The organism is Priestia sp. JV24 (genome assembly GCF_025910025.1).
GTDB classification, from domain to species: domain Bacteria; phylum Bacillota; class Bacilli; order Bacillales; family Bacillaceae_H; genus Priestia; species Priestia megaterium.
On sequence record NZ_JAPCIN010000022.1, the window covers coordinates 98,784 to 125,424 of the forward strand.

Here is a 26,641-nt window from a genome sequence, read left to right on the forward strand (position 1 = left end):
GGATGTACGATAACTCAGGAAGTATGGCTTTTTTAGCTCAACTGCCTTTAACCATAACTTTTGAAGATTATATAGGTAAAGAAAAAATTAGTATTTTACAAAAGAGATTATCAGCAGATGATGTACAAGCTGGAGATCCATCAAAAAAGGCGACTTTGCTTATTACGCTCCTTGGGGAAATGTAGCTATTTTTTATAAAGGTTTTGAGGATGCCACAAATGACCTTATCATACTAGGTCAGATTGAATCAGGAAAAGAAAACGTTGAAAATATTCATGGTGATTTTACAGTTACCATTGAAAAAGTGACTAAGTAAAAACATGACAATTGGTCTTTAAACAGCCCGCTTTGAAGCAGCTAGAACAGAACACTTTTTAGAAAGAAGGAAATTGATTGTATGTCTAAACAACATAAGCTACTTATATTTGTCTTAACCTTAGGAGCTTTCGGGATTATAAATACCGAAATGGGGGTTATAGGGATATTGCCCTACATTGCGGATCACTTTCATATCAGTGTATCGAAGGCCGGGTGGCTGGTAAGTCTTTTTGCTCTTACTGTATCAATATCCGGTCCAACTATGCCGTTATTATTTTCAGGATTCAATCGCAAGAAAGCGATGTTGCTTGTACTTGGTATTTTCGTTTTAGGTAACATTATCTCTATATTCACCACTAACTTTGCTGTTGCCATAATTGCGCGTGTGATTCCAGCTATCTTTCATCCAATTTATTTTTCAGCAGCTTTTACAATGGCTGCGAACTCCGTCAGCGAGGAAGACGCTCCAAAAGCTGTTTCCAAAGTCTTTATTGGCGTATCTGCAGGTATGGTACTTGGTGTACCAATCGCAAGCTTTCTTGCAAGCACAGTTTCGTTTCAACTATCAATGGCATTTTTCGCTGTTATTAACGCTATAGTATTTATTGCTACATGGGCATTCTTCCCTTCTATGCCTGTTAAAGAAAGACTTTCCTACGGAGCGCAGCTCAGCGTATTAAAAAACCCCGTTACTTGGCTTTCCATTATGGCCGTCCTTTTACTGAATTCAGCAGTATTTGGAGTATACAGCTATCTTGCTGAGTATCTTAAAACCGTTACGAACATCTCTGGAAAACTAATTAGCTTTATATTAATTCTATTCGGTGTGGCCAATATTATTGGAAACATTATCGCAGGGAAGCTGCTTACGAAAAATGCCATCAAAACGGTAGTAGTTTTTCCTTTTGCATTGGGAGTGGTTTACATCATTTTATTCTTCACCGGACAGTTCACTTGGCCTATGGCTATTATGACTTTAGTTTGGGGAATATTCGCTGGGATAGGAACGAATATTAATCAATATTGGATTTCATCAGCAGCTCCAAAAGCTCCTGATTTCGCAAACGGACTATTTTTATCATCCGTTAACTTAGGAACAACGATTGGTACAGCTGTAGGTGGACTATTTATATCAGGGCTGGGTACAGAATACGTCGTACTAGTGGGGATCTTGTCATTAGTATTGAGCGTAGTATTTATTTTACCAAGAAGCTACATGAATCGTCCTATAAAACAGCTTTCTAAATAAGGCATCAATTCTTTTTAGGGATTCCTGTGTTTTCTTTTATTGCATCTATGAAGAGCAGAAATCTATTCTAATCAATGCTTACACCATTAATAGATAAAAATGGAGATTTGAGATGGAAAAATACACTAAAGTTACGCTTGTTTCCTTACCATCATATACCTGTTACAAAAGACGTTTTTTTATGACTTGCTAAGGGAATAAAAAAAAGGAAATTCAAGAAAAAGAGGGAGTTACAATGTCAGAAATGGGAAGAAAAGAAGACTACGGGGAGATTGAAATAGGTAAATACGAATTGTTCTTTAAAAAGAGTTATAAAGTTATAAATACGATTAATGACTTCTTGATAGGCATCTGGTTCCTAATTGGCAGTATTTTATTCTTCTATGATTCCTTAAAAAATATAGGGATTTGGTTATTTATTCTTGGAAGCGTGCAATTGCTCATTCGTCCAACGATTAAATTAGTACACGATTTTCACTTACGAAAATATTTAAAGGAAGGTTATCGCAATAAATAATCTTCTTTGCAAACAATTTTTCTTGTGAATTCTATATATCAAAAGAGGGTGTACGCGTTAGCGTACACCCTCTTTTAAATCAAATATATCACCCTAGGTCTAACCCTTTTTCATTCAATTTATGAGAAGTCACAGCAATTACAAACTTTCCATCATCCAAATCTTTTTTATGAGAGGTTAGCTCCTCTGTGGGAATACCTAAATTTGTTGCACGGTCTTCTTCATTTGAGTAATTTTGGACCACAAAAAATTTCTTTAATTTATCTAAAAAAGAATCCGGCTGGGCCCCTCCAGTCATATCTTCCTGAGTGACCTTATCTTGGTCAGCAGCAGATAGCTTATCCACGTTTACATTCGTTCTATAAGCTAGGTTGCCCGCTGCGGTCTCTTGATTAGTTAGAACTGTAATTTCATTATCCTCATACCCTATCATTCTTAATTTCTCAATTCTAGTTAATGTTTCTTCCGGCGACTCATATACACCTATAATACTTTTACTCATAAAACCTTCCTCCTTCATTAAGATCTTTTCTCCTCATTTTTTATGTACCCGCTATTCTACCCTTCTTAACAATGGAGCCGTAGTTAAAGGAGTGAATCAAATGATTTTCCCTTTTTAAGGAATTCGATTAAATAAATGCTAGCTTGCTTAAGGCAAAACGTTTATCTAAAAAAGATTACCTCCCCTAATACTGGGTATATATTCATTAAAAGATAATAAAAGGGAGATGAAAAAAGATGAAACATGTAAAGGCTCTTATTATAAAGTTTGTAATGAGCGCTGTAGTCTTAGGCATAGTATTTACAGGCATTTATAATTACAATTTTAGTGACACTATACTAATCGGTTTAGTCCTCACAGTTGTCGCTTATGCCCTTGGCGATTTGTTAGTATATCGCAATGCTGCTGATGATTCAGACTATAAAAAAAGAAACATTGTCGCTACAATTTCTGATCTTATTTTATCTTTTTTAGTCATCTGGATAATGGGGGCATCCTTTTTTGGAAATACCATAACCGTTATTCAGGCTTCTGTAGTATCAGCTATTGTTATAGCCGTTAGTGAATGGTTCTTCCATAAGTATCTAGATAAACATGTTCTTAACACCGATAACGATAAACATACCGATGCGACATATAATAAATAACTTATTAACAAGAAGAGCAAATATCAAAAATAGACAAATTAGTAAAAAGAAAGACTGGAATAAAAGTATTGTAGTCAAAGGAAGATCCGAACGATGAATTGAGATTCTTGATAGAGAATCAACTTCGTTCGGATTTTTTTATGGGTATGTTGAACGTAGATTTCATATATATATTTGCTTCTAGCTGTTGATTGAAGGGCAAGGCGAAGACTCCTGCGGGAAAAGCGGAACAGATGAGACCCCGCAGGAGCGCAAGCAACGAGGAGGCTCACCGGCCGCCCGCGAAAAGCGAAGCCTTGCACGGAAATTAACAGCGCTGTAATAAGTAATTCATACCAAAGCATTCATCCGAGTTGTTCGTCTTTAGATTGAAGTGATTTAGTTATGTCTCAACCTTCTTTTTTTAATTCTGAGAGATGTATTTATGGTAGAGAATTCATATATTATATTAAGAAAAAGCCCACTCCCTTTCAGTTGAAAGAGATGGGCTCTTCTTAACGTTGGATGTATATGTTTACATCAACTCGAGAAAGGAATAACCTTGAAAAAATTCACTAAGAGATCAATTCGCTTTTGCCTTACTTATTGGTCGGATAGTCTTGTATTCTGGTTTCCACATAGCTTTTTCTATTAACCTTTCTACATCCTGTTCTTGAAATTTCGATACACCATCTTTAATAGCAGCTTTTGCAACAGCTATAGCCACTGTTTTGGATACGTTTTGAAGATCTTTAATATGAGGAAGTAACGTATCACCTTTGGTTTGAGTTTCGGCCATATGGGCGACTGCATTTGCAGCTTCAGCGAACATCGTCTCTGTAAATTTTTCAGCTTTTACAGCAATTGCGCCCAGACCAAGACCGGGAAATACAAATGCATTATTAGCTTGGCCAATTTCATATGTTGTTCCTCTATACTCCACTGAATCAAAGGGACTTCCTGTTGCAATTAATGCTTTGCCATCTGTCCAATGTATAATATCTTTCGGGATAGCTTCAGCTAACTTAGTAGGGTTAGATAAAGGCATAATCACAGGTCTTTCTACATGGCGAGCCATTTCTCTAATCATTTCTTCCTTAAATGCCCCTGTTACTCCCGATGTTCCAATTAGAATAGTAGGCTTTACTTGTTTGATTACTTCTAACAAAGGTATTTTATTGTCATTATCTTTTTTCCAATTTTTTATTTCTTCTACTTTACGGGCATAAGGCTGCTGGAATGAAGCTAAATCATTTATCTCCTCCGTTAACAGCCCTCTATAATCATAGGCCCAAAACCTATCATATGCTTCCTCTTCTGAAAGACCTTCAAGAACCATCGCACTGTGGATTCGATCAGCGTTTCCAATACCGGCAGAACCTGGTCCAAAGACAACAATACGATGATCTTTTAGGGAGGTCTTTGTAATTTTTAAAGCAGTCAATACAGCCCCTAATGTAATCACACCCGTACCTTGAATATCATCATTAAATGTTAAAAGATGATCTCCATACTCTTCTATAATGCGTCTGGCATTTTTATTCCCTAAGTCCTCCCAATGTAACAATGCTTTTGGGAACTTATTTATTATTTTATTTACAAATTGATCAATAAATTGATTGTAAGCTTCGCCTGTTACACGCTCATGGCGATTACCTAAATAAAGCGGATCTTTAAGTAATTCTTTATTATTGGTTCCTACGTCTAACACAATGGGAAGAACACGGCTCGGATCAATACCGGCAGCTGCTGTATATACCGCTAACTTACCCACTGCAATGTTAATTCCGCCTACTCCCCAGTCTCCTATTCCAAGAATGCTCTCAGAGTCTGTAACTACGATTAAATCAATATCTTCTGAGCTTAATTCTACATTTTCTATCGCTTTGTCCATTTTGTCCGCTTCGTCAATAGACAAATATAGACCATCAGGACGGTGATATTGATGGCTATATTCTTGAATAGCTTCTCCAACGGTTGGTGTGTAAATAATCGGTAGCATTTCACTTAAATGATCTTTTAATAATCGATAAAACAATACCACATTTCGATTATGCAAATCGTTTAATAAATTATTTTTTTGCAAATCATTTGATGCATTCTTAAACTGTTGATAAGCACGCTGTACTTGTTCTTCTAATGTCAGTACGGTGGGCGGTAATAATCCATCTAACTTGAGTTCTTCTCTTTCTCTTTTTGTAAATGCAGATCCTTTGTTTAGATAAGGTCTCGATAAAATATTTTTCCCTTTTAATGGTGTTTGAACGAAACTCTTTTGTGCTTCAGCAGAAGATCTCATATGTTATCCCCTTTCTGTTCTTAAAAGAATGTAAAAAACCAATGTTTTTCTTATATCATAGATCTCATTATGGGTAACCAAGATGTTTTCTTGTTACATACAATACCTTTAAACGAAGATGCTCTTCCCTAAACATATAATTAAGGCAGCACTCTAGTTTGTATTCAGATAGGTCAAGTGGAAAGAAGCTTTATATGTTATGCTTTTTGGACGTTAACATAGTTACCTAAAGAAAAATTAGTTTTACCATAGTCCTCTTCAGCAAACTAAAGCTTCAGCGGTTAAAAACCTTTCTCTCGTATCATAATAATTTCGAGGTGAAAGATATGTATAAACTGTTATCACATACGGATTTAGATGGAGTTGGATGCGGAGTTTTAGCAAAGTTAGCTTTTGGAGATAGAATAAAAATTCGTTATAACTCTATTGCATCGCTTAACCGTGAAGTAGAATGGTTTTTAGAAAATGAAGAAAGAAATACACATTTATTTATCACGGATTTATCAGTAAACGAAGAGAATGAAAAAAGACTTGAAGAGTTTTATCAAACAGGAGGAAAAGTCCAGCTGCTTGATCATCATAAAACAGCTCTTCATTTCAACGAATATGAATGGGGACACGTTGTCGTAGAAGACAACGAAGGGAGCTTAGCCTCGGGAACGTCCTTGTTTTATGAATACCTTATAGAAAATGAACTTATCCAGACTTCCAATGCGGTTGATGAATTTGTAGAACTAGTAAGGCAGTATGATACTTGGGAATGGGAAAAGAACAACAACCAAGAAGCACACAGGCTAAATGCTCTCTTCTTTTTAATATCTATTGACGAGTTTGAAGAAAAAATGGTTAACAGACTTCAAAACAGTGACCACTTCTTTTTTGACGAGTTTGAACAGAAGATATTAGATATGGAAGAAGATAAAGTAGAACGTTATATTCGTCGGAAAAGACGAGAATTGGTGCAAACCTCTATAGATGACTATTTGGCAGGGATCGTGTACGCTGAATCGTATCATTCAGAACTTGGAAACGAATTAGGAAAAGAATATCCTCACCTTGATTACATTGCCATGTTAAATATGGGAGGAAAACGAATTAGTCTTCGGACCATTCATGATCATGTGGATGTATCAGAAGTTGCTGGTCACTATGGAGGCGGAGGTCACGCAAAAGCTGCTGGATGTTCGTTAACTAATGAAGCTTATAACCAGTTTGTAACAGATACATTTCATCTAGATTCTGTACGAGAGGATGCAAGAAGAAACCGATATAATTTGAAAGAATCTTCATCTGGTTCTCTCTACGAAACTCAAAATGATGATATGTTCCTTGTTTCTCTTCAGAATGAAGATGAATGGATAATTGAAAATAGCAAAGGGCTATCGATTCATACATTTAAAAGCTTTAAGGAAGCAGAAATCTTTTTAAAAAGGAATTATGCCGCCTGGTTAGTAAGAGATGATATCTTTGTAAAGTATTTAATAAGGTATATAAAAAAACTAAAGCACGGAGAATAAGCACCGAAACATATTTTGATTCATCTAATGAATGAAAGACCCAGAAAAGCTATTAAACGAAAATGAAGTAGCTTTCCTTTCCCCCAGCTCCGCTTGAACGTTCAGGATCAGGTTTGGATAATATTCCATGCGGAGCATGTTTTCAAGATCCAGAAGTCGCAGCGGCTATCTTCATGGAGATAGCCGCTGGTATAGTTGCTTATAGCTAATTAATTGGCTCGTCTATTCGGAAAGATATTGCAGTGATGTTTGGTCAAATTCACAGATTGCAAACACTGAGCTTTCTATAAATGCCCAAAAATGTTTCTTAGAAAATAGGGACATTATGGTAACTAGTTTTATCTATGATATACATATTATCTAATTGGTTTAATCCCATATCCTAGGTCGATCAACCTCCATGATTCTCAAATACTGTAAGAGTTGTCCAGCGTGTACGGATTCATGATAGCCTATCCGCATCAACATATCCCCTAAAGAACGAATATAACCAACATCTGAACGGTCTATTTTAATATTAGTTAAATCTTCTTCAGAAAAAGTAGTAATCATGTCTAAAAATTGTTGATGGTAGGATGCTGCAAACTCCAATTCATCCTTTATAGATTGTAAGGGTCTTTTTTCAAAAGGAGAATCAAATTCCTTTAAGCTGCCCAAATTTTCGATAGCTAGATGATAATAGTATTCTGACTCCAAGACATGACGAACCATTTCTATGCATGTCATAGCTTCTTTATCCGGCTTCCAATCGAGTTTATCATCAGGAATTGCTTGCCAAACCTTTATACTTCTTCTTCTAATCTCTTTTATATTTAATACTATCGCATCTGTTCCATTCATTTCCATACCTCCTCTTATCATCATTTTACATCATTTCCCCAAAACAAAGAGGTGAATTTTCAACTAAACTTATTTCAAATATTCATGGTTCTTATGCTGAGTATAATAACTTTCATCCTTAAACGCTTAATAACAAGCTGTATACCATTGGTTAAAACAGCAGGTATTAGTACTAATCACTATACATGTCCCTATTTAACAAATAAAAAAAGCTAGCATAAAGCTAACTTTTTTAAGTTAGAGAGAAAGGCAGGCTAATAATTAGCAACCGCCAAATCCTCCCCAACAAGCACAGCCAATAATGATTAATAAGATAAACAGCACGATAATTAAAGCAAAACCACTGCCACCGCCGTAACCGCAGCCGCCGCCATAACCATAGCCACAACCTCCGCCATAACCGCCAAAGAACATAAACTTCACCTCCTTCTCGTTCATACATTTAGCATATGATGAAAAACGAAATTTGCTCCACGAAGTGGATAGACTACGTTTTATATCACTATAAATAAAAAAATAATAACCTTTTAGTTTCTTTTACATACAATGAAGCATCCTCAGATCCCATATATGAGTTTTACTCCCTCTGCAATAGATTGTTTGTATTCCGCCCAATCAGTTCTATTGCGTATAAAAGCTGCCCCGCACAACCTAGAATAAAAAAGTCTTTCTCACATTAGAGAAAGACTTTTTTATTCTTATTAATAGCCAAATCCGCGGCCGTAACAGCTGCATCCAATAATGACAAGAAGAATAAACAGGACAACTAATAAAGCAAAACCAGAACCAGCTCCACCATAACTAGACATACAAACACCTCTTTTCGTGGTATTTAACTAAAGGAAAAGACTTTAAATATACATGGGTTAAGGTATTATATGTAGACATAGCTCATATCGATTGGATTTTGGTCAAAAATAGGCTACTTTGTTTAACGATTGCTAGATAACATTATAAATTTCACATAGTAAAAACCCTTCATTGTTAAAATGAAGGGGCTTTTTTGGCTATCAGCACCAAGGACGAGGTCTAGGAGGGCAGCTTGGAGCACAAAAATGTTGATGCGTTTCCTGACATACAACGGATTCTGTATGCGGGAATGAGTGCATATATTTATAATTTTTTTGATAAACATTTGTGGTATGACTAGGATGCACCACTGGCACAAACACATCTTGACCAGTAAAAGATGTATTTTGTTTAACTGGGTCATACTGAGCAGGCATAGTTTGAGGAGGTAATTGGCCACATGGTTTAGCTGGAGGATAACCGCAGTTACCTTGCTGAGGATACATAGCCCCTTGATAACCACCATAATTAGAGTGCTGATAAGGATAGTTGTTTCTCATATTAAAAATCTTCTCCTTTCTGTTAGTAGACTCCTCTTACTGTATGTGAAACAACCATAGAATGTTTGGACAAATACCTAAAGAAGACCCTAATTATTTAGGGTCTTTTCTACTAAGAGAAAAAGAAATGTGTATCCTTAGTAACATAGCTATGAGACTAAGAAATAAAAGGTTTTTTAATGCCCATTATTCCTCAAGATTAACATCCATCGCTCCGTTATCAATATTATTTAAAATGGTTTTGTTTTTATCGTCTAATTCATTACGTAAAAGTGAATTACGCGTCGCTTCGTATAAATCGTAGCTTCTTTCATCAACTGGAGAATTATGATCTTCACATATCATTTTTTCTGATTCTTTAGAGTGATCTGCCATATCAGTCACCTCCTCTGTATAGTATGTGAGTTGATTAGAAAAAACATAAGAACTTTATCTGGCTACCGTTGGGTAAGGTTTAATCAACGGTTAGCTGTTTCTATATATTGTGTTTACATATGACCTAATATTAGGTGGACACAACCGTTTCTTGAGCATGCTTTTGAATGATTTCTGGAACTTCCAGCAACGAATTAACGGTTATCAATTTACCTTTTGGCGCAACATCAATTTTAACTTGGTTGTAGCTCCACTCCAGTTCAGAAGGTACGTGAATCGCATGTATTCCAGCTTCTACTGCCGGTCTTATATCGGTTTTTAATGAATTGCCAATCATCCAAGTCTTTTTTGGATCGTACTTAATTTGGTTTAGTATTTCTTTTAATGCAGCTGTATCTTTTTGTTCAGAAATAAATACCCTTTTTTCAAAGTATTTAGCTAGCTCTAGCTGAACAATTTTTCTACCTTGATTTTCCTCGTCTCCACCTGTGTGTAAGTAGAGATCATGTCCTTGTTCTTTAAGCTTATCTAATACTTCATACATATTTGGCAAAGGCTCTATCGGTACTTCAAATACACTTTGACCAATTTTTTTGACTCTTTGGACTCTATCTTCATGGATATCTTGATGATTTTGTTCACTAAAAAATAAATAAGTAGCTACTAATGATTCTGGAAATCGGGAAGAGTGAAGGCCATGCTTTTCGATACTTTTTAAATCTATCTCTAACTGCTTTTGTTTTATTTCTTCCTTAGTCAGATTCTCAAACCATTCCTGCAATTGAGCCACAAAAGCATTTATGGTGTCTCTAAAATATTTATTACAGTGAACAAGCGTATCGTCTAAATTAAAAAGTAGGGTTTGCTTCTGCATTTCGTTAAATCCTTTCTACAATGGATGTACAGACAATATATGAAAAAACACTAACCATTTTTATTACCTATCCACACCTAACACGAAGGTGAATTTCCCAATACGTTAGGCACAAGCAATTGATTACTATACTGAAATGAAAATATTTAGTGGAAAGACCCTTCTAGCGTATAAAATAGAAGGATCTTTTTATAAGGTAAAAAGCTGCAGGATATTCCTGCTAATAAATATAACGTTCAAAATGCTTTCTATTCATGTTCGTTTTGAACGTAGAGGTACTCAGTCCTGAACGATTTATTAGCGGTTGGCTGCCTTCGCCTTCTTTAGGTATATTCATTTCAAGACCTTGTATAGTGAAAGGATCATACATATACGTTGTTCGTTCAGTTTCTGTGTGCGACATTAACTTCACCTCTATTAATAGTCCTCATTTTTTTAAATCATGTTAACTCGTTTACAGCAGGTTCTTTAATGAAAATATCTGCGTTTCATAGGTCTTTTCGCTTAAAAAGACCGCCGTTTTCTACTTTTTTTATTAAGTTGTAATTTCTTGTGGATCTTCGCCTTCAAGGTCAGTGAAGAAATTTTCTAAGGTTTCCCTCGGATCAAGAGCACGCCCATCTTCTTCGACAATACGGTTAAGCGTAGGGTCATTATTGCTATCTTTATTTTTATAGTTGTTATAATCAACTCTTTCTGCAATTCCTGAATTATCAACGCCTTTAAAGTCTTTCTTTGGCATAAAAACACCTCCTAGCCCTATTGTTTGAAAATTTGAAGATAAAATAAGTGGAAGGTTAAGTTATATTTTTATTTCCCGAGAATTAATTAGATACTTGTTGCAAAGAGCCATGTACAACATGCTTAATTGTTTTACGAACTGGGGAAACTAAATCGTCAAAACTTACTTTACTGAGGAGGAATATAAGTGGAAGGAAATCCAAGCACAAGACAGTTTCAGGATGATTTAAAGCAGTATCAAATGCCAGATTCAGTAAAACAACAAAAATCTGGAACTTATCGAGTTGGATTTGAATCAAACACTGGAATTGAAAAAGTACAGAATCAGCAAGAAGGAAAAGAAAAGAAATAAGCTTGATCATTTTATACTTTTACATGACGAGGAGGGCATCCCATGGATCAACAAAAAATGTTAGCAAATGAATTAAGTAACATGCTTACAGAAAATAAGCTGCCGATTACAATTGAAGAAGATATCCATGAAATCTGCAGAGGTTTACAATCAGGTGAAATCAGCGTGAATGATTTGAAGGAAAAAGATCCTTTTGTTGTAAATGCAGTTCAAGAAGCAATGGATAGAATCAATAAACCTAACTCTTAAAATAGATATAAAAAGCAATCCTTTGAGGCAGCTTTTTGAATATTGATCGTTTTCATCAAGCAAAAGACTAACTCTTTATAGAGTTAGTCTTTTGTCCTTCAAATAATATACCCATGGACATGAAAAAAGAATGACAAACGAGTTGTCATTCTCTCTCCTACACATGGCAAGCTTTTAGTTTTTAGTCACAAGGAAATGAAACATCTAATCCCACTTTTTACAGTGTCGGTTGTTTCTAAAAATTAGTATGTCATCCTAACAAGAAAATATACATCCATTATTTACCACGAATACATCTCTTCCACAATAGGAAACTTAAGAAAAACAAGGAGGTGACACAACATGGCAAACAACAACAGTGGTAGCCGTAACGAATTATTAGTAAACGGTGCTGAACAAGCAATCGATCAAATGAAATATGAAATCGCTAGCGAATTTGGTGTAAACCTTGGTGCTGATACAACTGCACGTGCAAACGGATCAGTAGGTGGCGAAATCACAAAACGTCTTGTACAAATGGCTGAGCAACAACTTGGCGGCGGACGTTTCTAAGACAACTTTATAATTGATGGCTGAAGGAAGAATGGGGCTCCATTCTTCCTTTTTGTACGAATAAAAAAGGAAGGAGAGATCATATGCAGCAACATCAATCAGCTAAAGAAAATGCGGGTTTTACTGAGAAACCAGCAGCTTCTGCAACAAATGCACAAAAAGTAAAACAAGAAATCCAAAGAGACGTAAATGAAGGACAAGGCGCAATGACTTCTCGAGAAGCAGGCGCAATGCGCGATTAAAAATCAATTTGAGCGCTTTTTAATCATCGATTCTTTGTACAAAAACCTAAAAAAGTACCTTGATTAACTGAGGTACTTTTAGCACTCTATTCTATTTCGGCGCGGGAGCTGCTTTGACTTCGATTGTTTCATCGGGTACATGCTGGTGAAACACAAAGGCAAACATTCTGATTCTAAATATGTAAAAGTCGATCCTGCCTTGTTCACCTGAAAAATAACTAGTTTGTATTTTGTCCCCCGCCATTCAGCCCTTCTTTTATGTACGCGTTAACCTGACTATTTGAAAGCAATCCAATATGTCCAATGCCATAAAGTTGAATGTTTCTTGCTCCTTGCAGCCTAGAGAGACTATTAGCAACAATTTGATCATTTATGCTGTAGATCGACGTATAAAGAATTTTTTGATTGAGATCTGTACCTGGGAGTGCTGTCGAAGAAACTAAACCATTCGCTCCTCCTAACGTCACGACATTTTCAACCTTATTCCCTCCCCCTAGATATTTAATATAATACAGCGTGTTTGCTCCGCCCATACTATGAGCAACAATATCTACCTTCTTAGCTCCCGTCTCTTTCAACACTTGATCAATGTATCGAGCAAGCTGAGGTCCATTATTTAAATTGTTGCCTGTCTTATCTACAAAATCAATAGCATAAAGATCATTGCGATCCCAACCTTGAGCAATTAAATAGTTTTTGATAGCAATAAAGTTATAGGACGCACCGCTGATTCCATGAACAAGAACAACCGGATTGTGATTTGATTCAGCTTTAGCATTCGAAGGCTGAATTCCTAATGCAGATACAACCAGGGATAAAGCAAGAATTAATGCGACAAACGTTTTCTTCATTTCTTTTCTCCTCCTCAAAATATATAAGTAACAACATCTATAGATTATATATAAAAATCCTAATATGGTAAACTTATACTTATAAGGTGTTTAAAGTTATATTTATTTGTTATCTATGAGTATTTTTATGACAAAAATCATCACCTAAGCTTTTTTGTAAAAAATAAGGAGGCGAAGAAAGTTGTATTGGATTTATCTATGTTTAGCTATTCTTTTTGAAGTTGCTGGAACTACGACCATGAAATTATCAGAAGGTTTTACCAAAGTTATACCAAGTGTATTGCTTATACTTTTTTACATTTGTAGTTTATACTTTTTGACATTAACGTTAAAAAGTATAGAAGTTTCAATTGCTTACGCTATTTGGTCAGGTATGGGGATTATAATTATTACGCTAATTGGATTTATGTACTTCAATGAAAGTGTAAGTCTGCTAAAGATCGTTGCTATAGCTCTCATCATTATCGGTGTAGTGACATTAAATATGACTGGGGAAAAAGAAGCTAATGCTAGTAAATCCACTTTAGAAGAACACATTAGATAAAAAGATGAAATATTTAAAACCTTTTTTTCTCGTCACAGATATAGGATTTATTATCTATTGGATTGCTACTTATTTTCAGCTTATACCTCAAAGTGCGGCTTTTAAAGATTATAATAATCGCATAATCATAGCTTGGAATTGGTCGTTCTTCCCTCTAGATATTCTTATTTCATTCACTGGATTATTTAGTCTATATTTATATAAGTTAAATAAGGAATCATGGAAGGGATACGCTTTAATTTCTTTAGTTTTAACATTTTGCTCAGGACTACAAGCCATCGCATATTGGGCATTTATTAAGGATTTCGATTTAACATGGTGGGCTTTTAATTTATACTTGATGATTTACCCTCTATTCTTTATAAAACTATTTATAAAAGATAACAGTAATCAAAAAAAGCACTTTTCCATGTAATAAAGATATTAATGTACATATAAAAGGGACAGATCCCCTTAAGGGGATCTGTTCTTCAAGTTAATCTAGTTACATAAATTGTTGTAATTTCTTTCTTTTACGTTGCTTGGCTACTATCTTTATCCAATTCCTATTAGCCTTTAAAAAATCAGTGGAGAAACGCCCTTGCTTAAGTTCCATTTATTTAAGGTAATCAATTCAATTTCTTGATCTGCAAAGAAACAAATACCTTTTGCATTGTCTGCGGGATAGATTCTGCTTGTCATCACTTTCTCGCCTTCATTAATAAAAACTTCGATGGAAGATTTATCAACAAACAGATGAAGATGCAAGTGATTATCATTTAATCCAACAGGTGCTTTTCTTATTCCCCCATCACCTTCACCTGATTTATCACGATTAAAGATAAACAAACTTTCTAGCCTATCATAAGTTAAGAGCGTTTCCTGGTGAGTGTCATTATCTGTTCTCACTTTTATTCCGAACTGTGAAGCAGCTTTTGCGTTAATTTCCACTTCAAGTTCGTAACAATCACCTGAAATACCTGCAAGTTCTTGTTCTCCGTTAACCGTGATATTTTTATACTGCACGTGATGTTGACGAAGCTGCTTAAGCTCTGGAATTGGTTTACTAATTATATACCCTTGTTTAGTAGAAAGCTCACGCGGAATAGTCATTGCGCCTGCCCAATTGTGTTTTTGTTCAGGCATGCTGCTTTCCCACATAGCCATCCACGCTATCATAATGCGTCTGCCATGTTCATCTTCTGCCGTCTGAGGAGCATAAAAGTCAAACCCGTAGTCCAAAAGCTGAAAGTCTTCGTGTTGAAGCAGCCCTGTTTTATAGTCCAATTTCCCTTTTACATATCCAGCTTGATGTAAGTTATGGTAGAGATCCCCTTCTGATTTCATTCCTTGAGGTGACATGACAAGCACGTCTTGTCCATCAAGACTAAAAAGATCTGGACACTCCCACATAAAACCAAGATTTCCTTGGCTTTTGGCCATTACATTCATAAACTCCCAATTCAACAGATCTCTTGAACAATACAAAAGAACTTGCCCTTCATGATCCTTTGTACGTGATCCAAGAACACAATAATAATAGTCGTCTTTCTTCCATACTTTTGGATCTCTAAAATGATAAGGGTGAATATCTCCTTCAGGCGCTAAATCAATAACTGGATTTTGAGGTACTTTATTAAAATGAACGCCGTCTTCGCTTACAGCAAGACACTGAACCTGTCGTAAGTCCGTATCATAGTTATCCCCTATCCACACATTCCCTGTGTACATTGCATAAAGCTTCCCGTCTTTTTCAATTGCACTTCCTGAAAAACATCCATCCCTATCGTATTCTTCACTCGGAGCAAGAGCGATAGGAAGGTGTTCCCAGTAAGTAAGATCCTTACTTTTTATATGCCCCCAATACATTGGCCCCCACTCGGGAGAGTAAGGATGATGTTGATAAAACAAATGATACTCACCTTTATAAAAGCTGAATCCGTTTGGGTCATTCATCCAGAATGCTGGTGTAGACACATGGTATTGTAGTCGCCAATGATTCTGATCAACAGACTCCTGCTCGTTTAACACAGATTCTATTGCCTTTGAGATTTTTTCTTGATGTTGATTTCTTAATGTTTTCAAAAGATTTCACCCTGCCTTTCTATACGTGAATCAGTCAATTGTGATAAAAACAGATTAAAATGATAAATCGACTTCACAAACGATGGACTCGTAAGGTCGTAATTTTATCTGGTTTAGGTGTAATTCTAAATAATCATAGTTGGATAAAATAACATTTTTTATATTAAAATCTAAGTTTAGAGTCAACTCTTTATTATCAAAGTTAGCAATCACCGCTATTTTTTTATCGTTCAACTCTCTCGTGTAGGCCATGATTTGCAGGCTATCTTTAAACATGTCTTCGTATTTACCAAAAGCAATAACATCTGAATATGGACTGCTTTTTCTTAAACTAATTAACTTTTTATAGAAATAAAATAAAGAATTACGATCTTTTAAAGCATTCTCGACGTTAATAAAAGAGTAATTAGAATTTATCTCTAGCCACGGTGTACCTTGGCTAAATCCTGCATATTCAGAATGATTCCACTGCATAGGTGTTCGAGAATTATCACGACTGCGTCTCCAAATCGCTGCTAATGCTTCCTCTTTTGAGAAGCCTTCTTTCAGCGCAGAGTAATATTGATCGATTGAAGCCAAGTCATTATAATGCTCAATTGATGGATACTGTACATTTGTCATTCCAATTTCTTGCCCTTGATAGATAAATGGCGTTCCTTTTAAGAAGAAATAGACGGTAGCTAACATTTTAGCTGGAATACATCCTATATCTTCTGGTTTAATAAATTTGTTTAAAGAACGAGGCTGGTCATGGTTTTCTAAATAAAGCGCTCCCCACCCTGTGTTGTTATAGAACGTTTGACTGTCAGAAATGGCTTTTTTGAAATCAAGCAGATTCCAATTATAAGGTTCATACCATTTTCCTTCTTTTCCTACATCTAAATCGACATGATCGAACTCAAAAAGCATACTAAAATGTCCGTCTTCCCCCGCATAAATAGGCAATTCTTTGTATGATACCCCAGGTGCTTCTGCCACGGTTAAGATATCATGTGAAGTAAAAGCTTCTTTACGTAGTTCACTTAAAAATTCATGAATGCCTTGTTGGTTGGTTTCAATTACATTAATTCCATCATGCGAATCAGCAAAGTCCTGTCGTTTTTTTATAAATGTAATGGCGTCTACTCTAAAGCCGCTAATTCCTTTATCTAACCACCATCTGACCATTTTATAAACGGCATTTCGAAGATCAGGGTTTTCCCAATTAAGATCAGGCTGTTTTTTAGAAAATGCATGAAGATAATACTGTCCGGTTTGCTCATCATACTCCCAGCACGAACCGCCAAAAATAGATTTCCAATTGTTAGGCGGGGCCCCGTCTTTTCTTCCGTTTCTCCAAATATACCAATCTCTTTTAGGATGATTTACATCACTTTTTGATTCTATGAACCATTCATGTTCATCCGAAGTATGATTAACTACTAAGTCCATAATAATCTTTATATTTCTTTTTTTAGCTTCATGGATTAATAGATCCATATCTTCCATAGAGCCAAATTCCTCTGCAATTGCTTGATAATCAGAGATGTCATATCCGTTATCGTCCATTGGTGATTGATAGACTGGGCTTAACCAAATAACGTCGATACCTAACTCTTTTAAGTAATCTAATTTTTGAATAACTCCTTTTAAGTCACCAATTCCGTCACCATTAGAGTCATAAAAACTTTTCGGATAAATTTGATATACAACTGCTTCCTTCCACCATTGTCTATTCTTTATTGTAGCGCTTTCTTCATTCATTCTTTCACTTAGTTGAACCATTTTTATCAGCTCCCGTATTTTTATATTAAATTATGTACTTATTCTTCGTTCATATGGTACCGATACCATATATGGTTAAAAAAATTATGCTATTAAAAAGTCTGATATAACCCTTCTCATTTAAGATAAATTCATTGTATTACATCATGGGAACGGTTTCAACAACTTTTCTGAAAATTTTTCAAAAAAAGGTGAGAACGAATAAATCCAGCTCTCACCTTCATCTGATATCTCCCATTACGTTGAACTTCGAACAACCAGCTCGATTGGAAGTTCAAAAGTTTCCACTTTCACTTCAGAATCATTCAACATATCAATAAGAGTTTCCATTGCTTTAATCCCCATCTGGTCAATAGGTTGTCGTATAGTTGTTAGCTTTGGATCTAACATTTGCGCAAGAGGTTGATCATCAAAGCCAATAATAGCCAAATCATTAGGTATTTTTAGACCGCACTCTTTGGCTTCAATCATCATTCCCCCGGCAATTTCATCACTCCCTGTAAATATAGCTGTTGGACGATCCTCCATTGACAGGATTTTTTTAACTACTTGTTTTCCGTCTTCAATACTGTGTTGATTAACAAAGATCCATTTTGGATCCGGCTCGATCCCTGCCTCTTGAAGTGCTTTTTGATAACCTTGATTACGGTCCTTGTCCTTGCCTTCCTCTGCAAACAATCCACCTGTACAGTACCCAATTTTCCGGTGGCCTTTTTCAAGTAAATGCTTTACGCCTATATACGCACCCTTGTATTGATCTAATCGAACAATTGGAACATTTGCGTTGTTTACATATTCATTGCATAACAAAATAGGACCAGATTCAGTAAACGGTTCTATGATACTCCAGTCATTTTCAATAGAGGTCATAATAATTCCGTCAACTTGCTTTGTTTTTAGTAAATTTAAAAAGACCAATTCTTTCTCTTTATCTTCATTACTTTGAAAGATTAATACGTGATAGCCGTTTTTATAAGCAACTTGTTCAATTGAATCGACTAAATAAGAGAAAAATGGATTTACGATTCTTGGTACAATGACACCAATTGTAGTTGTTACCTGTCCTCTTAACTTTCTTGCCGAAGGGTTCGGGGTATAGTTAAGCTCTTCCATTGCTTTTAGCACCAGATTTTTTTTCTCTTCTGAAACATATGAATGATTGTTTATAACACGGGAAACGGTTGTTTTTGATAACCCCGATAATTTTGCTACGTCATATATGGTAGGCATTTATTTATCACTCCATCACTAACTGAAATCAGTTTCATACCTATTTTACGTTAAAAAAGAGCCAAAATGCAATGAATGAATTCGTTTGCATCTCTATATCGTGTGTTCAATAAGAATATCAGTAAAATCGCTGTGACTCTTTAAAACGGAACCTTTTTATATAAAATGTTTCATGATTAATAAACCAGCATACTTAAAAAGATTTATTTCACAAGTGAGAAACCAGTACCACACTCAAAAAACACATTATACTTAAAAAAACCTTTTTTAAAGGGCATTTTTGTTAATTAATTTCTTGTTGACATATGAAATCGGTACCATATATAATACAATCAAATCGAAAACGCTTTCTAAAATAAAATTTAGATACATAAACAGCAAAGGGGATTTAAATATGCAAAACAATAAACTTTACTGGAAGCTAAGCAGTTTCTTTTTCTTGTTCTTCTTATCTATTGCCTCTATTTTCACTTTTTTTGCTATCTGGTTGGGACAAAGCCTTAACCTTTCCGGAGCACAAACGGGTATTGTTTTTTCTGTAAACGCTGTCTTCACTATGCTTTTCCAACCGCTTTATGGATATATCTCTGACAAATTGGGCTTACGAAAAAATTTATTATACTTCATTTCAATTTTAGTTATTTTATCTGGACCATTTCTCATTTTCATCTATCAACCTCTTTTAAACTGGAATTTTTGGATAGGAGCCCTGACAGGCGGGTCTTATCTTGCCATCACTTTTTTAGCTGGTATCTCAGCTATCGAGTCATATATCGAAAAAGTTGGCAGAAAGCATGAGTTTGAATTCGGTCGTGCAAGACTTTGGGGATCAATAGGGGCCGCCGTGGCAGCTGCTATTGGAGGACGAATGCTTAACATTAACCCTGATATCAACTTTTGGATTGCATCGGGATCAGGCATTCTCTTATTACTTGTTATTTTCCTTACAAAAGTAGAAGTATCCACTATCGAAGAAAAGAAGGCAAAGTCCCTTTCTGTGCAAGATTTGGGCAGTTTATTTAAACGAAAAGATTTCTGGGTTTTTATGATTTTTATGCTCGGGACGGGCTGTATTTATAATGTCTTTGACCAGCAATTTCCTGTATATTATGCCTCTCTGTTTCCAACAGAACAATTAGGAAACCAAATATTTGGTTACTTAAATGCAGGTCAGGTCTTTTTAGAATCCGGTATGTTATTAGTTGCTCCATTTATTGTCCGTAAAGTAGGTCCTAAAGGAGGTTTAATTTTAGCGGGAATTATTATGATTTTGCGCGTAATAGGTTCAGGTCTAGTATCAGATCCATACAGCATTTCATTTATTAAGCTTCTTAACGCACCAGAGTTTGCCATTATCATCGTTTCTGTGTTTAAATATCTGGCTACACATTTTGATACAAAATTCTCTTCAATTTTATATTTGGTTGGCTACCAATTCGCGATGCAGCTAGGAGCTGTTATACTCTCTCCTATCGTAGGAAATCTATACGATTCAATTGGTTTTCGTCAAACATACTTAATCATGGGGGTTATTGTCACTACCTTTACTCTATTTGGTGCATTTCTTTTAAGAAACCAGAATCAAGCATCTAAAGATAGGAACGATTCAAAACTTACTGCTTAGAATCAGGAAAAATATAATAAATAGGCTTAAAACTTCAAAAATGTCTTTTAAGGTGTTCCTATTAATTGTGATTCTCATAATTTTGAAAGCCTTTGCTAATTATAGCAAGGGCTTCTTTTTGGTGAGTTTCTTCTGGTTAACGTTATATATGCTAACTAGAAGTGTATAGTAGATACATCCAAAAAAACTACCGTTCCTGAACAGCAGCTCTTTCTTTTTATACGTAAATATTTTTACAACATCTGTAGTAGCATGCTCGGAGGATTAAACATTAATTTATTAAGAACGTTTTTCTAATCATCTAACCTTTTACGGTCGTCTGCTTCGGGAGGCTGTTCCATCCACTGATTATCAATCATATCTTTCCCAATACGGCTATAAATCCACAAGCTATCCAAGGCCGCCTTTTCACAGTGTGCTGAAATATCAGCTCTCATACTTGCAATAAGAGCTGCGTTATAATAAGTAACTGCTACACCAAAAAAGAAACCCGTTTGAAGAAGCATAAGCCGGTCTGAAAAAGGAGAAATATTGGAATTTGTAACCTCTGTTTCGCATGATTGAGGTAGATGAAGATTGTCTTTGGTTAATAGGGATGAAAATATGTCAATGTGCTTGTTTTTTACTTGCAGACTTTTTTCTAATAATGCTCGTACGTTTTGATTTTTTGAAACTTGTGAAAAGCCAAGGATCATCGCTTTCGCAATAAATGTTTTGTTTAAATTATAATAAGCATGTCCACTTTCTATTGTATTTATCGGTCTCTGTTTACCGAACACATCCGTTACATAGTGGTAGTGTTCAATCATTTCCACCTTATTAGGTGTTATATAAGTAGGTGGTCGCTGATAAAGTTTTTTTGAAATAAGAAGATCCTTAGCTTTTTTATAAATCTCCATCGCATCAAGGTTGCATTGATAATAAAAATCTACAATGTCTGGGCGTAAGGAAGTCGCAAATGATAAACTCATTTCATTATGTCCGTGTGTGCTCATCATATAAAGGGATTTAAGACACAAAACATCCGTAAATAGAGGAGGAGCTTCTAAGTTTACGTCTTCTTCTGTAAATCCTTTAGGAAGAGGAAACTTCTCTTTCTTAAATAATGCTTTTAAAGCATCTATGTGTTTAAATGAATAGTGAAGAGCCGTTTGAAAAAGGCTATGTATCTCAGGATCTTGAATCGTGTGAAGCATATATTTATTTACACATACAGATAAAGTTTCACGGATATAGTGTGTCCATAAATTTGCAATTTCAGGAGATGTTAATCGATTCTTTTTTTGCAATTTTCCGTTCCTCCGTATCAACGCTCATTTTTACTTAGCTTCCCCTCCTTTTAAGCTTTCATACAAGTTAGCTTTCATACTAATATTTCCGCTAAAAAAGAAAAAGCTGCTCAAATGAGCAGCTTTTAAAAAACACATACTTAATGAAAGATGAGGAGTTGGGGTTCCTATGTTCTTAGTTTGCCCACAAACTCGAATTTTATTCTTCTTCCTACCTATTCATGCTTACGATGTTCTCCGTATAATGATTTATCATAAACGGAGTCACCCTTTGCAAAAGGAGAATCTTCTCTACTTCCTAAGAAAGAATTTGTTTTTGTCTCTCTATTAGCTCTTACTAACAATAATACTTTTCCTTTTTGCAGATCATCTGCATAAGGTCCTGCTTCTGTAAGAGGGACACCTAAGTTAATTAAACGCTTTTCTACTCTTGCTTTATCACTACGAATCTCTTTAGGGTGATCTGGTGAAAACATATGTTTAATTTTATCCATAATCGACTCATCCTGGTGATTTTGTGCTGCGGTTTCAACCTTCTTGACGTCAATTCCCTCTCTGCTTTCTACTCTCGAATAGTCCTCTTTATCGATATCTTTGCTGGTTACAAGAGAAAGGTCCTTCTCTTGAAAACCTTGTGTCTTTAAGTTTTGAATAGCGGTTACAATATCTTCTTCATTATCATACGTACCTATCACATTTTTTGTCATGAGCAGTTCCTCCTTCTAGTAAAAAAATGGTTTATATCAATTAATTCGTTTATGGTAATTGTAATACCCTGACCTCTTTTTCTAAAACATTCAAAAAATTGAACAATCATTGTTTAGATAGATAGCCCTTACGGGAACGGCAGCACCAAAAGTTCGCAAAATATTAAAAGCAATTCAACGAAGCTATGGAGCTTCATGAAAGGATCGCTCATTATATGATTGATAATGAAATGTATCCTGCCTATGTTATTAAAGGGCAAGTGTGGATTGACACCCCTATTGATTTCCATACAAGACTTCGCTTTCCACGGGCGGGCGCTAGAAGCAACAAAACATATGAAACCTACGTTTACCATCATAATAAAAAGATCCGAACGATGAACCGTTCGGATCTTTTTAAAATACGTTTGTCTCAGCCTCTTTTTAAGAGAAGATTTAATTGAAAAAAATCAAGATTAATGATTGTTTTGTTTATATTCTGCATCAAACGAGTTTTCACCGGCATGGACAGAAAGCAAGGTATCAGCATAGCCAACTAGCCTGTTGACAAGTTCATCTGCAATTGCATAAACAAGAGGATGGGTTTCTCCTTTAAATAGCGCTGGATCATCTAAGATGACTGTAGTGTTGATAAACACATCTCTATTTCCATAAAGGTTATAATGAATCATCGCTTTCCCTGCAGCTCCACCTGTTCTTGGATCTTCATAACCTGGAAGAAATACGTACCATTCTTCTGCCGTAGCAGACCGGAAATTTTTCGTAAAGGTCATTCCATTGATCACTTTTTCAATCCGCATTTTTTGCTCCAAATGAGTTGCATCTACAATTTTCTCCTTCATAACGTACTACTCCTCATCATATTAGCGAAATTCTTCGTCAGCAGGCGTAGCCTCTACAGCAATTTGATAAGCATCTAAAATGGAGTCACGTTCCTCAGAATCAGTCAATCCAACAAGATATTGTTCACCCTTTTCATCTTCAACGCGCATCAACAGTACTTCTCCGTTCGATTGCAGCAAAGCATAAGTCTGATTTCTCATATCAAATAAAGCCTCAACTGCATATTGTTTTTCAATACCTTTTTCATTTTCAATGGTTATAAAATCTCTTTCCCTACTCCTCACTTCTCGTTCACCTCCACTAAAAATCTTCCCGGTTACTTTACCCGTTCTTCTCTGCTTCTATAATTGTATAAAATGAAATTCAATAGCGAAGGCGAATAGGGAGTTTAGCTATGGATATATCTAAAAAAGTAGTTATTTATTCGTCTATTGGAGAATGAAACTTTAAGAAATGATTAAAAAAATGTTTTTACGATATCGTGTTGTGAATGACATTCGTGGCAGTAACAATTAATTTCTAAAGCATCTTCTGTGAGGGTATGTATAGTTTCTTTTCTGCACTTTTTACAGTATTCTTTTTTCTGACGTGTCTTTGACAATACAATCTCTTCCTCTCTTACATTTTTAATTTTATGTTTCGTATAAAAATAACCATTGATACGTCCCTAAAGAGGATTGCAATAGCAATTGCAACCCTCTTCTCACATGGCAACTTTTAGATAACAAGGAAATGAAACATCTAATCCCACTTTTTACAGTGTCGGTTGTTTCTAAAAATTAGTATGTCATTCTGATAAGGAAATAAACACCCATCATTTACCATGTATATACTTCTTGACCCCTAGGAAACTTAAGAAAAACAAGGAGGTGACACAACATGGCAAACAACAACAGTGGTAGCCGTAACGAATTATTAGTAAACGGTGCTGAACAAGCAATCGATCAAATGAAATATGAAATCGCTAGCGAATTTGGTGTAAACCTTGGTGCTGATACAACTGCACGTGCAAATGGATCAGTAGGTGGCGAAATTACAAAGCGTCTTGTGCAATTAGCTGAGCAACAACTTGGCGGCGGACGTTTCTAAGACAACTTTATAAAGTGATGGCTGAAGGAAGAGTGGATACCCACTCTTCTTTTTATTATGGACATTTTTTATTTATCATTACAAGTAGAAAGCCACATAAAACATGACAAAACAAAAAAACTGCCAAAGAAGGCAGCTCTCTGTATAACAAGGGTATTGTGACTGATGCCCTTATAGGCATCTTGAATAGTATACGTAAAATAGTGGATTGTATTCACTGATAAAATTCCTTTTTATATCTAAAAGAATAATAAAACATCATATGGAAACGTTAAGTATGTGCATAGTAAGAAAGGTGGCACATTATTATGAATATGTTAAGGAGGATAACAATGGGTATTTTAAGTGGAAATCCTACAGATGAACCGATGCATTACGGTGAAGTATTTGGAACATGGTCGTTTCTTTCTGCTTCGAAAGGATTAGTAGCTGGTTATCAAACGTTTCTAAATCATGTAGGGGACAAGGATCTACATAAGTTGGTACAAGAAACGATTGAACAATGTCAGCAGGAAATGAAAGGTGTAGAAAAGCTATTAAAAGAAAATGGAGTGGCTTTACCTCCAACTCCGCCTGAACGTCCAGAAGCTTGTTTAGATGATATTCCAGTAGGTGCACGTGTTCAAGACCCCGAAGTTGCTGCGGCTATTTCACTGGATATAGCTGCTGGTCTAGTTGCTTGCAGTCAACTGATTGGCCAATCTATTCGCGAAGATATTGCAGCAATGTTTGGTCAAATTCACATGCAAAAAGTAGCTCTTGGTGGAAAGTTTTTGCGACTTAACAAAGAAAAAGGCTGGTTAGTTCCACCACCTCTTCACAAGTCAAAAAACACGGATTGTTAATCATAAAATTCGTATAAAACGTGAAAATTTTACATTAAGTCAATCCTACAACATGCTATAAGAAGGAACTGCTGATTCATTCCACATTAGCAGTTCTTTCTCAAATAAAGAGCACTAACGAGAGCAAACTACTCAAGATGCAGTAGAGCATTATCAATATAATAACATCTATATTTCAACGACTATGAAAACTACTGCACAGGAGCAGTAGTTTTTTCCCTTTTTATTATGTTGTATAGAATATAAAAAGGCAGTGGACATAATGTACGTTTATAAACAGTATCAAATTAATTCTGGAATACATAATAATCTTTTAAGAGAAACTACTAACAAAAAACGATAAACCCTTAGTTATCATATATAAAATTATTTTATTCATCTTTCCAATGTTTTTAATCGAACTCTGGGCAGAAAAAAGACAAATTTAATTAGATGGAGAAGACCTTGAAAATGGGAAATGGTATCATACTTTACTTAGTCTTACAGTCAAATCAGTATTAAACAGGTTAATGATCGGAGCTATAAGAGCATTAGATGAAAAAGTAGAAAAGAGTTCTTGATTCATGAAATAAAAACTAAATTGAAGATATTTCTATATCTTGAACAAATGAGTTAAGACGCCGTGAAGCATCTAACCACCTCTTTATAGAAAAATAAAGAGCTTTTTCTCGTCAAAGAACCCTTCATTTTGATAAAGATTAGGTGTATATCAATGAACTGCATAAAATAAATGAACAAGACCATATTAAATATGGATGATAGGTATAAAAAGTATATTTTTTTCGAAGCCATGGGAGATCGATCGTAAATGAATAATTATAAAAATGACAATAGTGCAAGACGCTATATTGCTCATGTCAGTATATTTGGAACGACTCAAATCCATTTAAGAAATCCTTATATTATCGCTTGGTGATCAGCGGCTTTTCCAGGGTTTGGGCACCTACTACTGTCTAAATACCTTCGCGGCTTTGTGTTGTTCGTATGGGAAGTCGTCATAAATATTAAATTTCATGTAAATTTAGCCATGATTTATTCTTTCCAAGGAAACATTGATATGGCAAAAGACGTGCTTAATACAAGGTGGCTTCTTATTTATATCCCCGTGTATATTTTTGCTATATGGGATAGTTACCGGACAACCGTTGATTTAAATAGAATATACGTGTTAGCTGAACGAGAAAACGTA

General features: G+C 35.4%; 32 protein-coding genes and 2 pseudogenes. 16 read left to right on the forward strand and 18 right to left on the reverse strand.

Annotated features, from left to right (window positions below):
* Nucleotides 1–23: 23 nt before the first annotated feature.
* From OK414_RS19645 to OK414_RS19655, 3 genes and pseudogenes are all read left to right on the forward strand, one after another.
* Nucleotides 24–316, forward strand: a pseudogene (locus tag OK414_RS19645) (cyclophilin-like fold protein).
* Between the two features lie 81 nt (nt 317–397).
* Nucleotides 398–1,567: an MFS transporter gene (locus tag OK414_RS19650; RefSeq protein ID WP_095378561.1), complete on the forward strand. Its 1,170-nt coding sequence runs from the start codon at nt 398–400 to the stop codon at nt 1,565–1,567.
* Nucleotides 1,568–1,802: 235 nt separating this feature from the next.
* Nucleotides 1,803–2,084 (forward strand): YrhK family protein, encoded by a 282-nt coding sequence (locus OK414_RS19655; RefSeq protein WP_013084430.1) that lies wholly within the window; start codon nt 1,803–1,805, stop codon nt 2,082–2,084.
* 88 nt (nt 2,085–2,172) lie between these two features.
* Here the strand turns inward: OK414_RS19655 and OK414_RS19660 are convergent, their stop codons facing one another.
* Entirely contained in the window at nt 2,173–2,586 is a 414-nt protein-coding gene (locus OK414_RS19660; protein WP_013084431.1) for a general stress protein, read from the reverse strand.
* 236 nt (nt 2,587–2,822) lie between these two features.
* Here OK414_RS19660 and OK414_RS19665 point away from each other — a divergent pair, with 236 nt between their 5' ends.
* Nucleotides 2,823–3,233 (forward strand): YndM family protein, encoded by a 411-nt coding sequence (locus tag OK414_RS19665; RefSeq protein WP_013084432.1) that lies wholly within the window; start codon nt 2,823–2,825, stop codon nt 3,231–3,233.
* Between the two features lie 187 nt (nt 3,234–3,420).
* Entirely contained in the window at nt 3,421–3,555 is a 135-nt protein-coding gene (locus OK414_RS19670) for a hypothetical protein (protein WP_258357258.1), read from the forward strand.
* A gap of 240 nt (nt 3,556–3,795) precedes the next feature.
* Here the strand turns inward: OK414_RS19670 and OK414_RS19675 are convergent, their stop codons facing one another.
* Nucleotides 3,796–5,511, reverse strand: a complete 1,716-nt coding sequence (locus OK414_RS19675; RefSeq protein ID WP_034649780.1) for an NAD-dependent malic enzyme — start codon at nt 5,509–5,511, stop codon at nt 3,796–3,798.
* A 326-nt stretch (nt 5,512–5,837) separates the two neighbouring features.
* Here OK414_RS19675 and OK414_RS19680 point away from each other — a divergent pair, with 326 nt between their 5' ends.
* Nucleotides 5,838–7,028: a DHH family phosphoesterase gene (locus OK414_RS19680; RefSeq protein ID WP_095378562.1), complete on the forward strand. Its 1,191-nt coding sequence runs from the start codon at nt 5,838–5,840 to the stop codon at nt 7,026–7,028.
* 369 nt (nt 7,029–7,397) lie between these two features.
* Here the strand turns inward: OK414_RS19680 and OK414_RS19685 are convergent, their stop codons facing one another.
* From OK414_RS19685 to OK414_RS19720, 8 genes are all read right to left on the reverse strand, one after another.
* Nucleotides 7,398–7,868 (reverse strand): DinB family protein, encoded by a 471-nt coding sequence (locus OK414_RS19685; protein WP_013084435.1) that lies wholly within the window; start codon nt 7,866–7,868, stop codon nt 7,398–7,400.
* Nucleotides 7,869–8,129: 261 nt separating this feature from the next.
* Entirely contained in the window at nt 8,130–8,282 is a 153-nt protein-coding gene (locus tag OK414_RS19690; protein WP_013058439.1) for a YjcZ family sporulation protein, read from the reverse strand.
* 287 nt (nt 8,283–8,569) lie between these two features.
* Entirely contained in the window at nt 8,570–8,677 is a 108-nt protein-coding gene (locus OK414_RS19695; protein ID WP_016766356.1) for a YjcZ family sporulation protein, read from the reverse strand.
* A 201-nt stretch (nt 8,678–8,878) separates the two neighbouring features.
* The gene (locus tag OK414_RS19700) at nt 8,879–9,217 is read right to left on the reverse strand and encodes a CotD family spore coat protein (RefSeq protein ID WP_053215337.1); all 339 of its coding nucleotides are present in this window, start codon (nt 9,215–9,217) and stop codon (nt 8,879–8,881) included.
* A 186-nt stretch (nt 9,218–9,403) separates the two neighbouring features.
* Nucleotides 9,404–9,592 (reverse strand): hypothetical protein, encoded by a 189-nt coding sequence (locus OK414_RS19705; RefSeq protein ID WP_013084436.1) that lies wholly within the window; start codon nt 9,590–9,592, stop codon nt 9,404–9,406.
* A gap of 130 nt (nt 9,593–9,722) precedes the next feature.
* The gene (locus tag OK414_RS19710) at nt 9,723–10,466 is read right to left on the reverse strand and encodes an HAD family hydrolase (RefSeq protein WP_016766358.1); all 744 of its coding nucleotides are present in this window, start codon (nt 10,464–10,466) and stop codon (nt 9,723–9,725) included.
* Between the two features lie 220 nt (nt 10,467–10,686).
* Nucleotides 10,687–10,869: a hypothetical protein gene (locus OK414_RS19715; RefSeq protein ID WP_025749972.1), complete on the reverse strand. Its 183-nt coding sequence runs from the start codon at nt 10,867–10,869 to the stop codon at nt 10,687–10,689.
* 132 nt (nt 10,870–11,001) lie between these two features.
* Entirely contained in the window at nt 11,002–11,208 is a 207-nt protein-coding gene (locus OK414_RS19720) for a hypothetical protein (RefSeq protein ID WP_016766360.1), read from the reverse strand.
* 186 nt (nt 11,209–11,394) lie between these two features.
* Between OK414_RS19720 and OK414_RS19725 the strand changes: the two genes are divergently transcribed.
* The 4 genes from OK414_RS19725 (at nt 11,395) to OK414_RS19740 (ending at nt 12,602) form a co-directional block, all read left to right on the forward strand.
* On the forward strand, nt 11,395–11,559 hold the full coding sequence (locus OK414_RS19725; RefSeq protein ID WP_016766361.1) for a hypothetical protein: 165 nt from the start codon (nt 11,395–11,397) through the stop codon (nt 11,557–11,559).
* Between the two features lie 42 nt (nt 11,560–11,601).
* On the forward strand, nt 11,602–11,808 hold the full coding sequence (locus OK414_RS19730; protein WP_016766362.1) for a hypothetical protein: 207 nt from the start codon (nt 11,602–11,604) through the stop codon (nt 11,806–11,808).
* A 342-nt stretch (nt 11,809–12,150) separates the two neighbouring features.
* Nucleotides 12,151–12,360, forward strand: a complete 210-nt coding sequence (locus OK414_RS19735) for an alpha/beta-type small acid-soluble spore protein (RefSeq protein WP_034649774.1) — start codon at nt 12,151–12,153, stop codon at nt 12,358–12,360.
* 83 nt (nt 12,361–12,443) lie between these two features.
* Nucleotides 12,444–12,602 (forward strand): hypothetical protein, encoded by a 159-nt coding sequence (locus OK414_RS19740; protein WP_013084443.1) that lies wholly within the window; start codon nt 12,444–12,446, stop codon nt 12,600–12,602.
* Nucleotides 12,603–12,820: 218 nt separating this feature from the next.
* Here OK414_RS19740 and OK414_RS19745 read toward each other — a convergent pair whose 3' ends face one another.
* Complete coding sequence (locus OK414_RS19745; protein ID WP_205661794.1) at nt 12,821–13,453, reverse strand: esterase/lipase family protein; 633 nt, start codon at nt 13,451–13,453, stop codon at nt 12,821–12,823.
* 181 nt (nt 13,454–13,634) lie between these two features.
* Between OK414_RS19745 and OK414_RS19750 the strand changes: the two genes are divergently transcribed.
* Nucleotides 13,635–13,997, forward strand: coding sequence for a DMT family transporter (locus OK414_RS19750; RefSeq protein ID WP_016765090.1), 363 nt, complete (start codon nt 13,635–13,637; stop codon nt 13,995–13,997).
* 4 nt (nt 13,998–14,001) lie between these two features.
* A complete protein-coding gene (locus OK414_RS19755) occupies nt 14,002–14,412 on the forward strand; it encodes a YvaD family protein (protein ID WP_034649771.1) in 411 nt (136 codons plus the stop codon).
* A 140-nt stretch (nt 14,413–14,552) separates the two neighbouring features.
* Here the strand turns inward: OK414_RS19755 and OK414_RS19760 are convergent, their stop codons facing one another.
* From OK414_RS19760 to OK414_RS19770, 3 genes are all read right to left on the reverse strand, one after another.
* The gene (locus tag OK414_RS19760; protein WP_205661795.1) at nt 14,553–16,061 is read right to left on the reverse strand and encodes a glycoside hydrolase family 32 protein; all 1,509 of its coding nucleotides are present in this window, start codon (nt 16,059–16,061) and stop codon (nt 14,553–14,555) included.
* Between the two features lie 54 nt (nt 16,062–16,115).
* Nucleotides 16,116–17,825 (reverse strand): alpha-glucosidase, encoded by a 1,710-nt coding sequence (locus OK414_RS19765; RefSeq protein WP_205661796.1) that lies wholly within the window; start codon nt 17,823–17,825, stop codon nt 16,116–16,118.
* A 237-nt stretch (nt 17,826–18,062) separates the two neighbouring features.
* A complete protein-coding gene (locus OK414_RS19770; RefSeq protein WP_263044956.1) occupies nt 18,063–19,055 on the reverse strand; it encodes a LacI family DNA-binding transcriptional regulator in 993 nt (330 codons plus the stop codon).
* Between the two features lie 394 nt (nt 19,056–19,449).
* On the opposite strand from OK414_RS19770, the gene OK414_RS19775 reads away from it, so the two are divergent.
* Nucleotides 19,450–20,679: an MFS transporter gene (locus OK414_RS19775; RefSeq protein WP_263044957.1), complete on the forward strand. Its 1,230-nt coding sequence runs from the start codon at nt 19,450–19,452 to the stop codon at nt 20,677–20,679.
* A 293-nt stretch (nt 20,680–20,972) separates the two neighbouring features.
* Here the strand turns inward: OK414_RS19775 and OK414_RS19780 are convergent, their stop codons facing one another.
* The 4 genes from OK414_RS19780 to OK414_RS19795 all read right to left on the reverse strand — a co-directional run bounded on the left by OK414_RS19780 (nt 20,973) and on the right by OK414_RS19795 (nt 23,802).
* The gene (locus OK414_RS19780; RefSeq protein WP_263044958.1) at nt 20,973–21,968 is read right to left on the reverse strand and encodes a DUF3231 family protein; all 996 of its coding nucleotides are present in this window, start codon (nt 21,966–21,968) and stop codon (nt 20,973–20,975) included.
* Nucleotides 21,969–22,183: 215 nt separating this feature from the next.
* Nucleotides 22,184–22,675, reverse strand: coding sequence for a general stress protein (locus OK414_RS19785; RefSeq protein ID WP_263044959.1), 492 nt, complete (start codon nt 22,673–22,675; stop codon nt 22,184–22,186).
* A gap of 455 nt (nt 22,676–23,130) precedes the next feature.
* A complete protein-coding gene (locus tag OK414_RS19790; RefSeq protein ID WP_034649743.1) occupies nt 23,131–23,517 on the reverse strand; it encodes a hypothetical protein in 387 nt (128 codons plus the stop codon).
* A gap of 21 nt (nt 23,518–23,538) precedes the next feature.
* A complete protein-coding gene (locus OK414_RS19795) occupies nt 23,539–23,802 on the reverse strand; it encodes a DUF1292 domain-containing protein (protein ID WP_034649740.1) in 264 nt (87 codons plus the stop codon).
* A 595-nt stretch (nt 23,803–24,397) separates the two neighbouring features.
* Between OK414_RS19795 and OK414_RS19800 the strand changes: the two genes are divergently transcribed.
* The 3 genes and pseudogenes from OK414_RS19800 to OK414_RS19810 all read left to right on the forward strand — a co-directional run.
* On the forward strand, nt 24,398–24,607 hold the full coding sequence (locus OK414_RS19800; protein ID WP_034649738.1) for an alpha/beta-type small acid-soluble spore protein: 210 nt from the start codon (nt 24,398–24,400) through the stop codon (nt 24,605–24,607).
* Between the two features lie 332 nt (nt 24,608–24,939).
* Nucleotides 24,940–25,452, forward strand: a complete 513-nt coding sequence (locus OK414_RS19805) for a DUF3231 family protein (protein ID WP_013058453.1) — start codon at nt 24,940–24,942, stop codon at nt 25,450–25,452.
* An 808-nt stretch (nt 25,453–26,260) separates the two neighbouring features.
* Nucleotides 26,261–26,635: pseudogene (locus OK414_RS19810) on the forward strand (hypothetical protein); the annotation flags it as partial.
* Nucleotides 26,636–26,641: the final 6 nt, after the last annotated feature.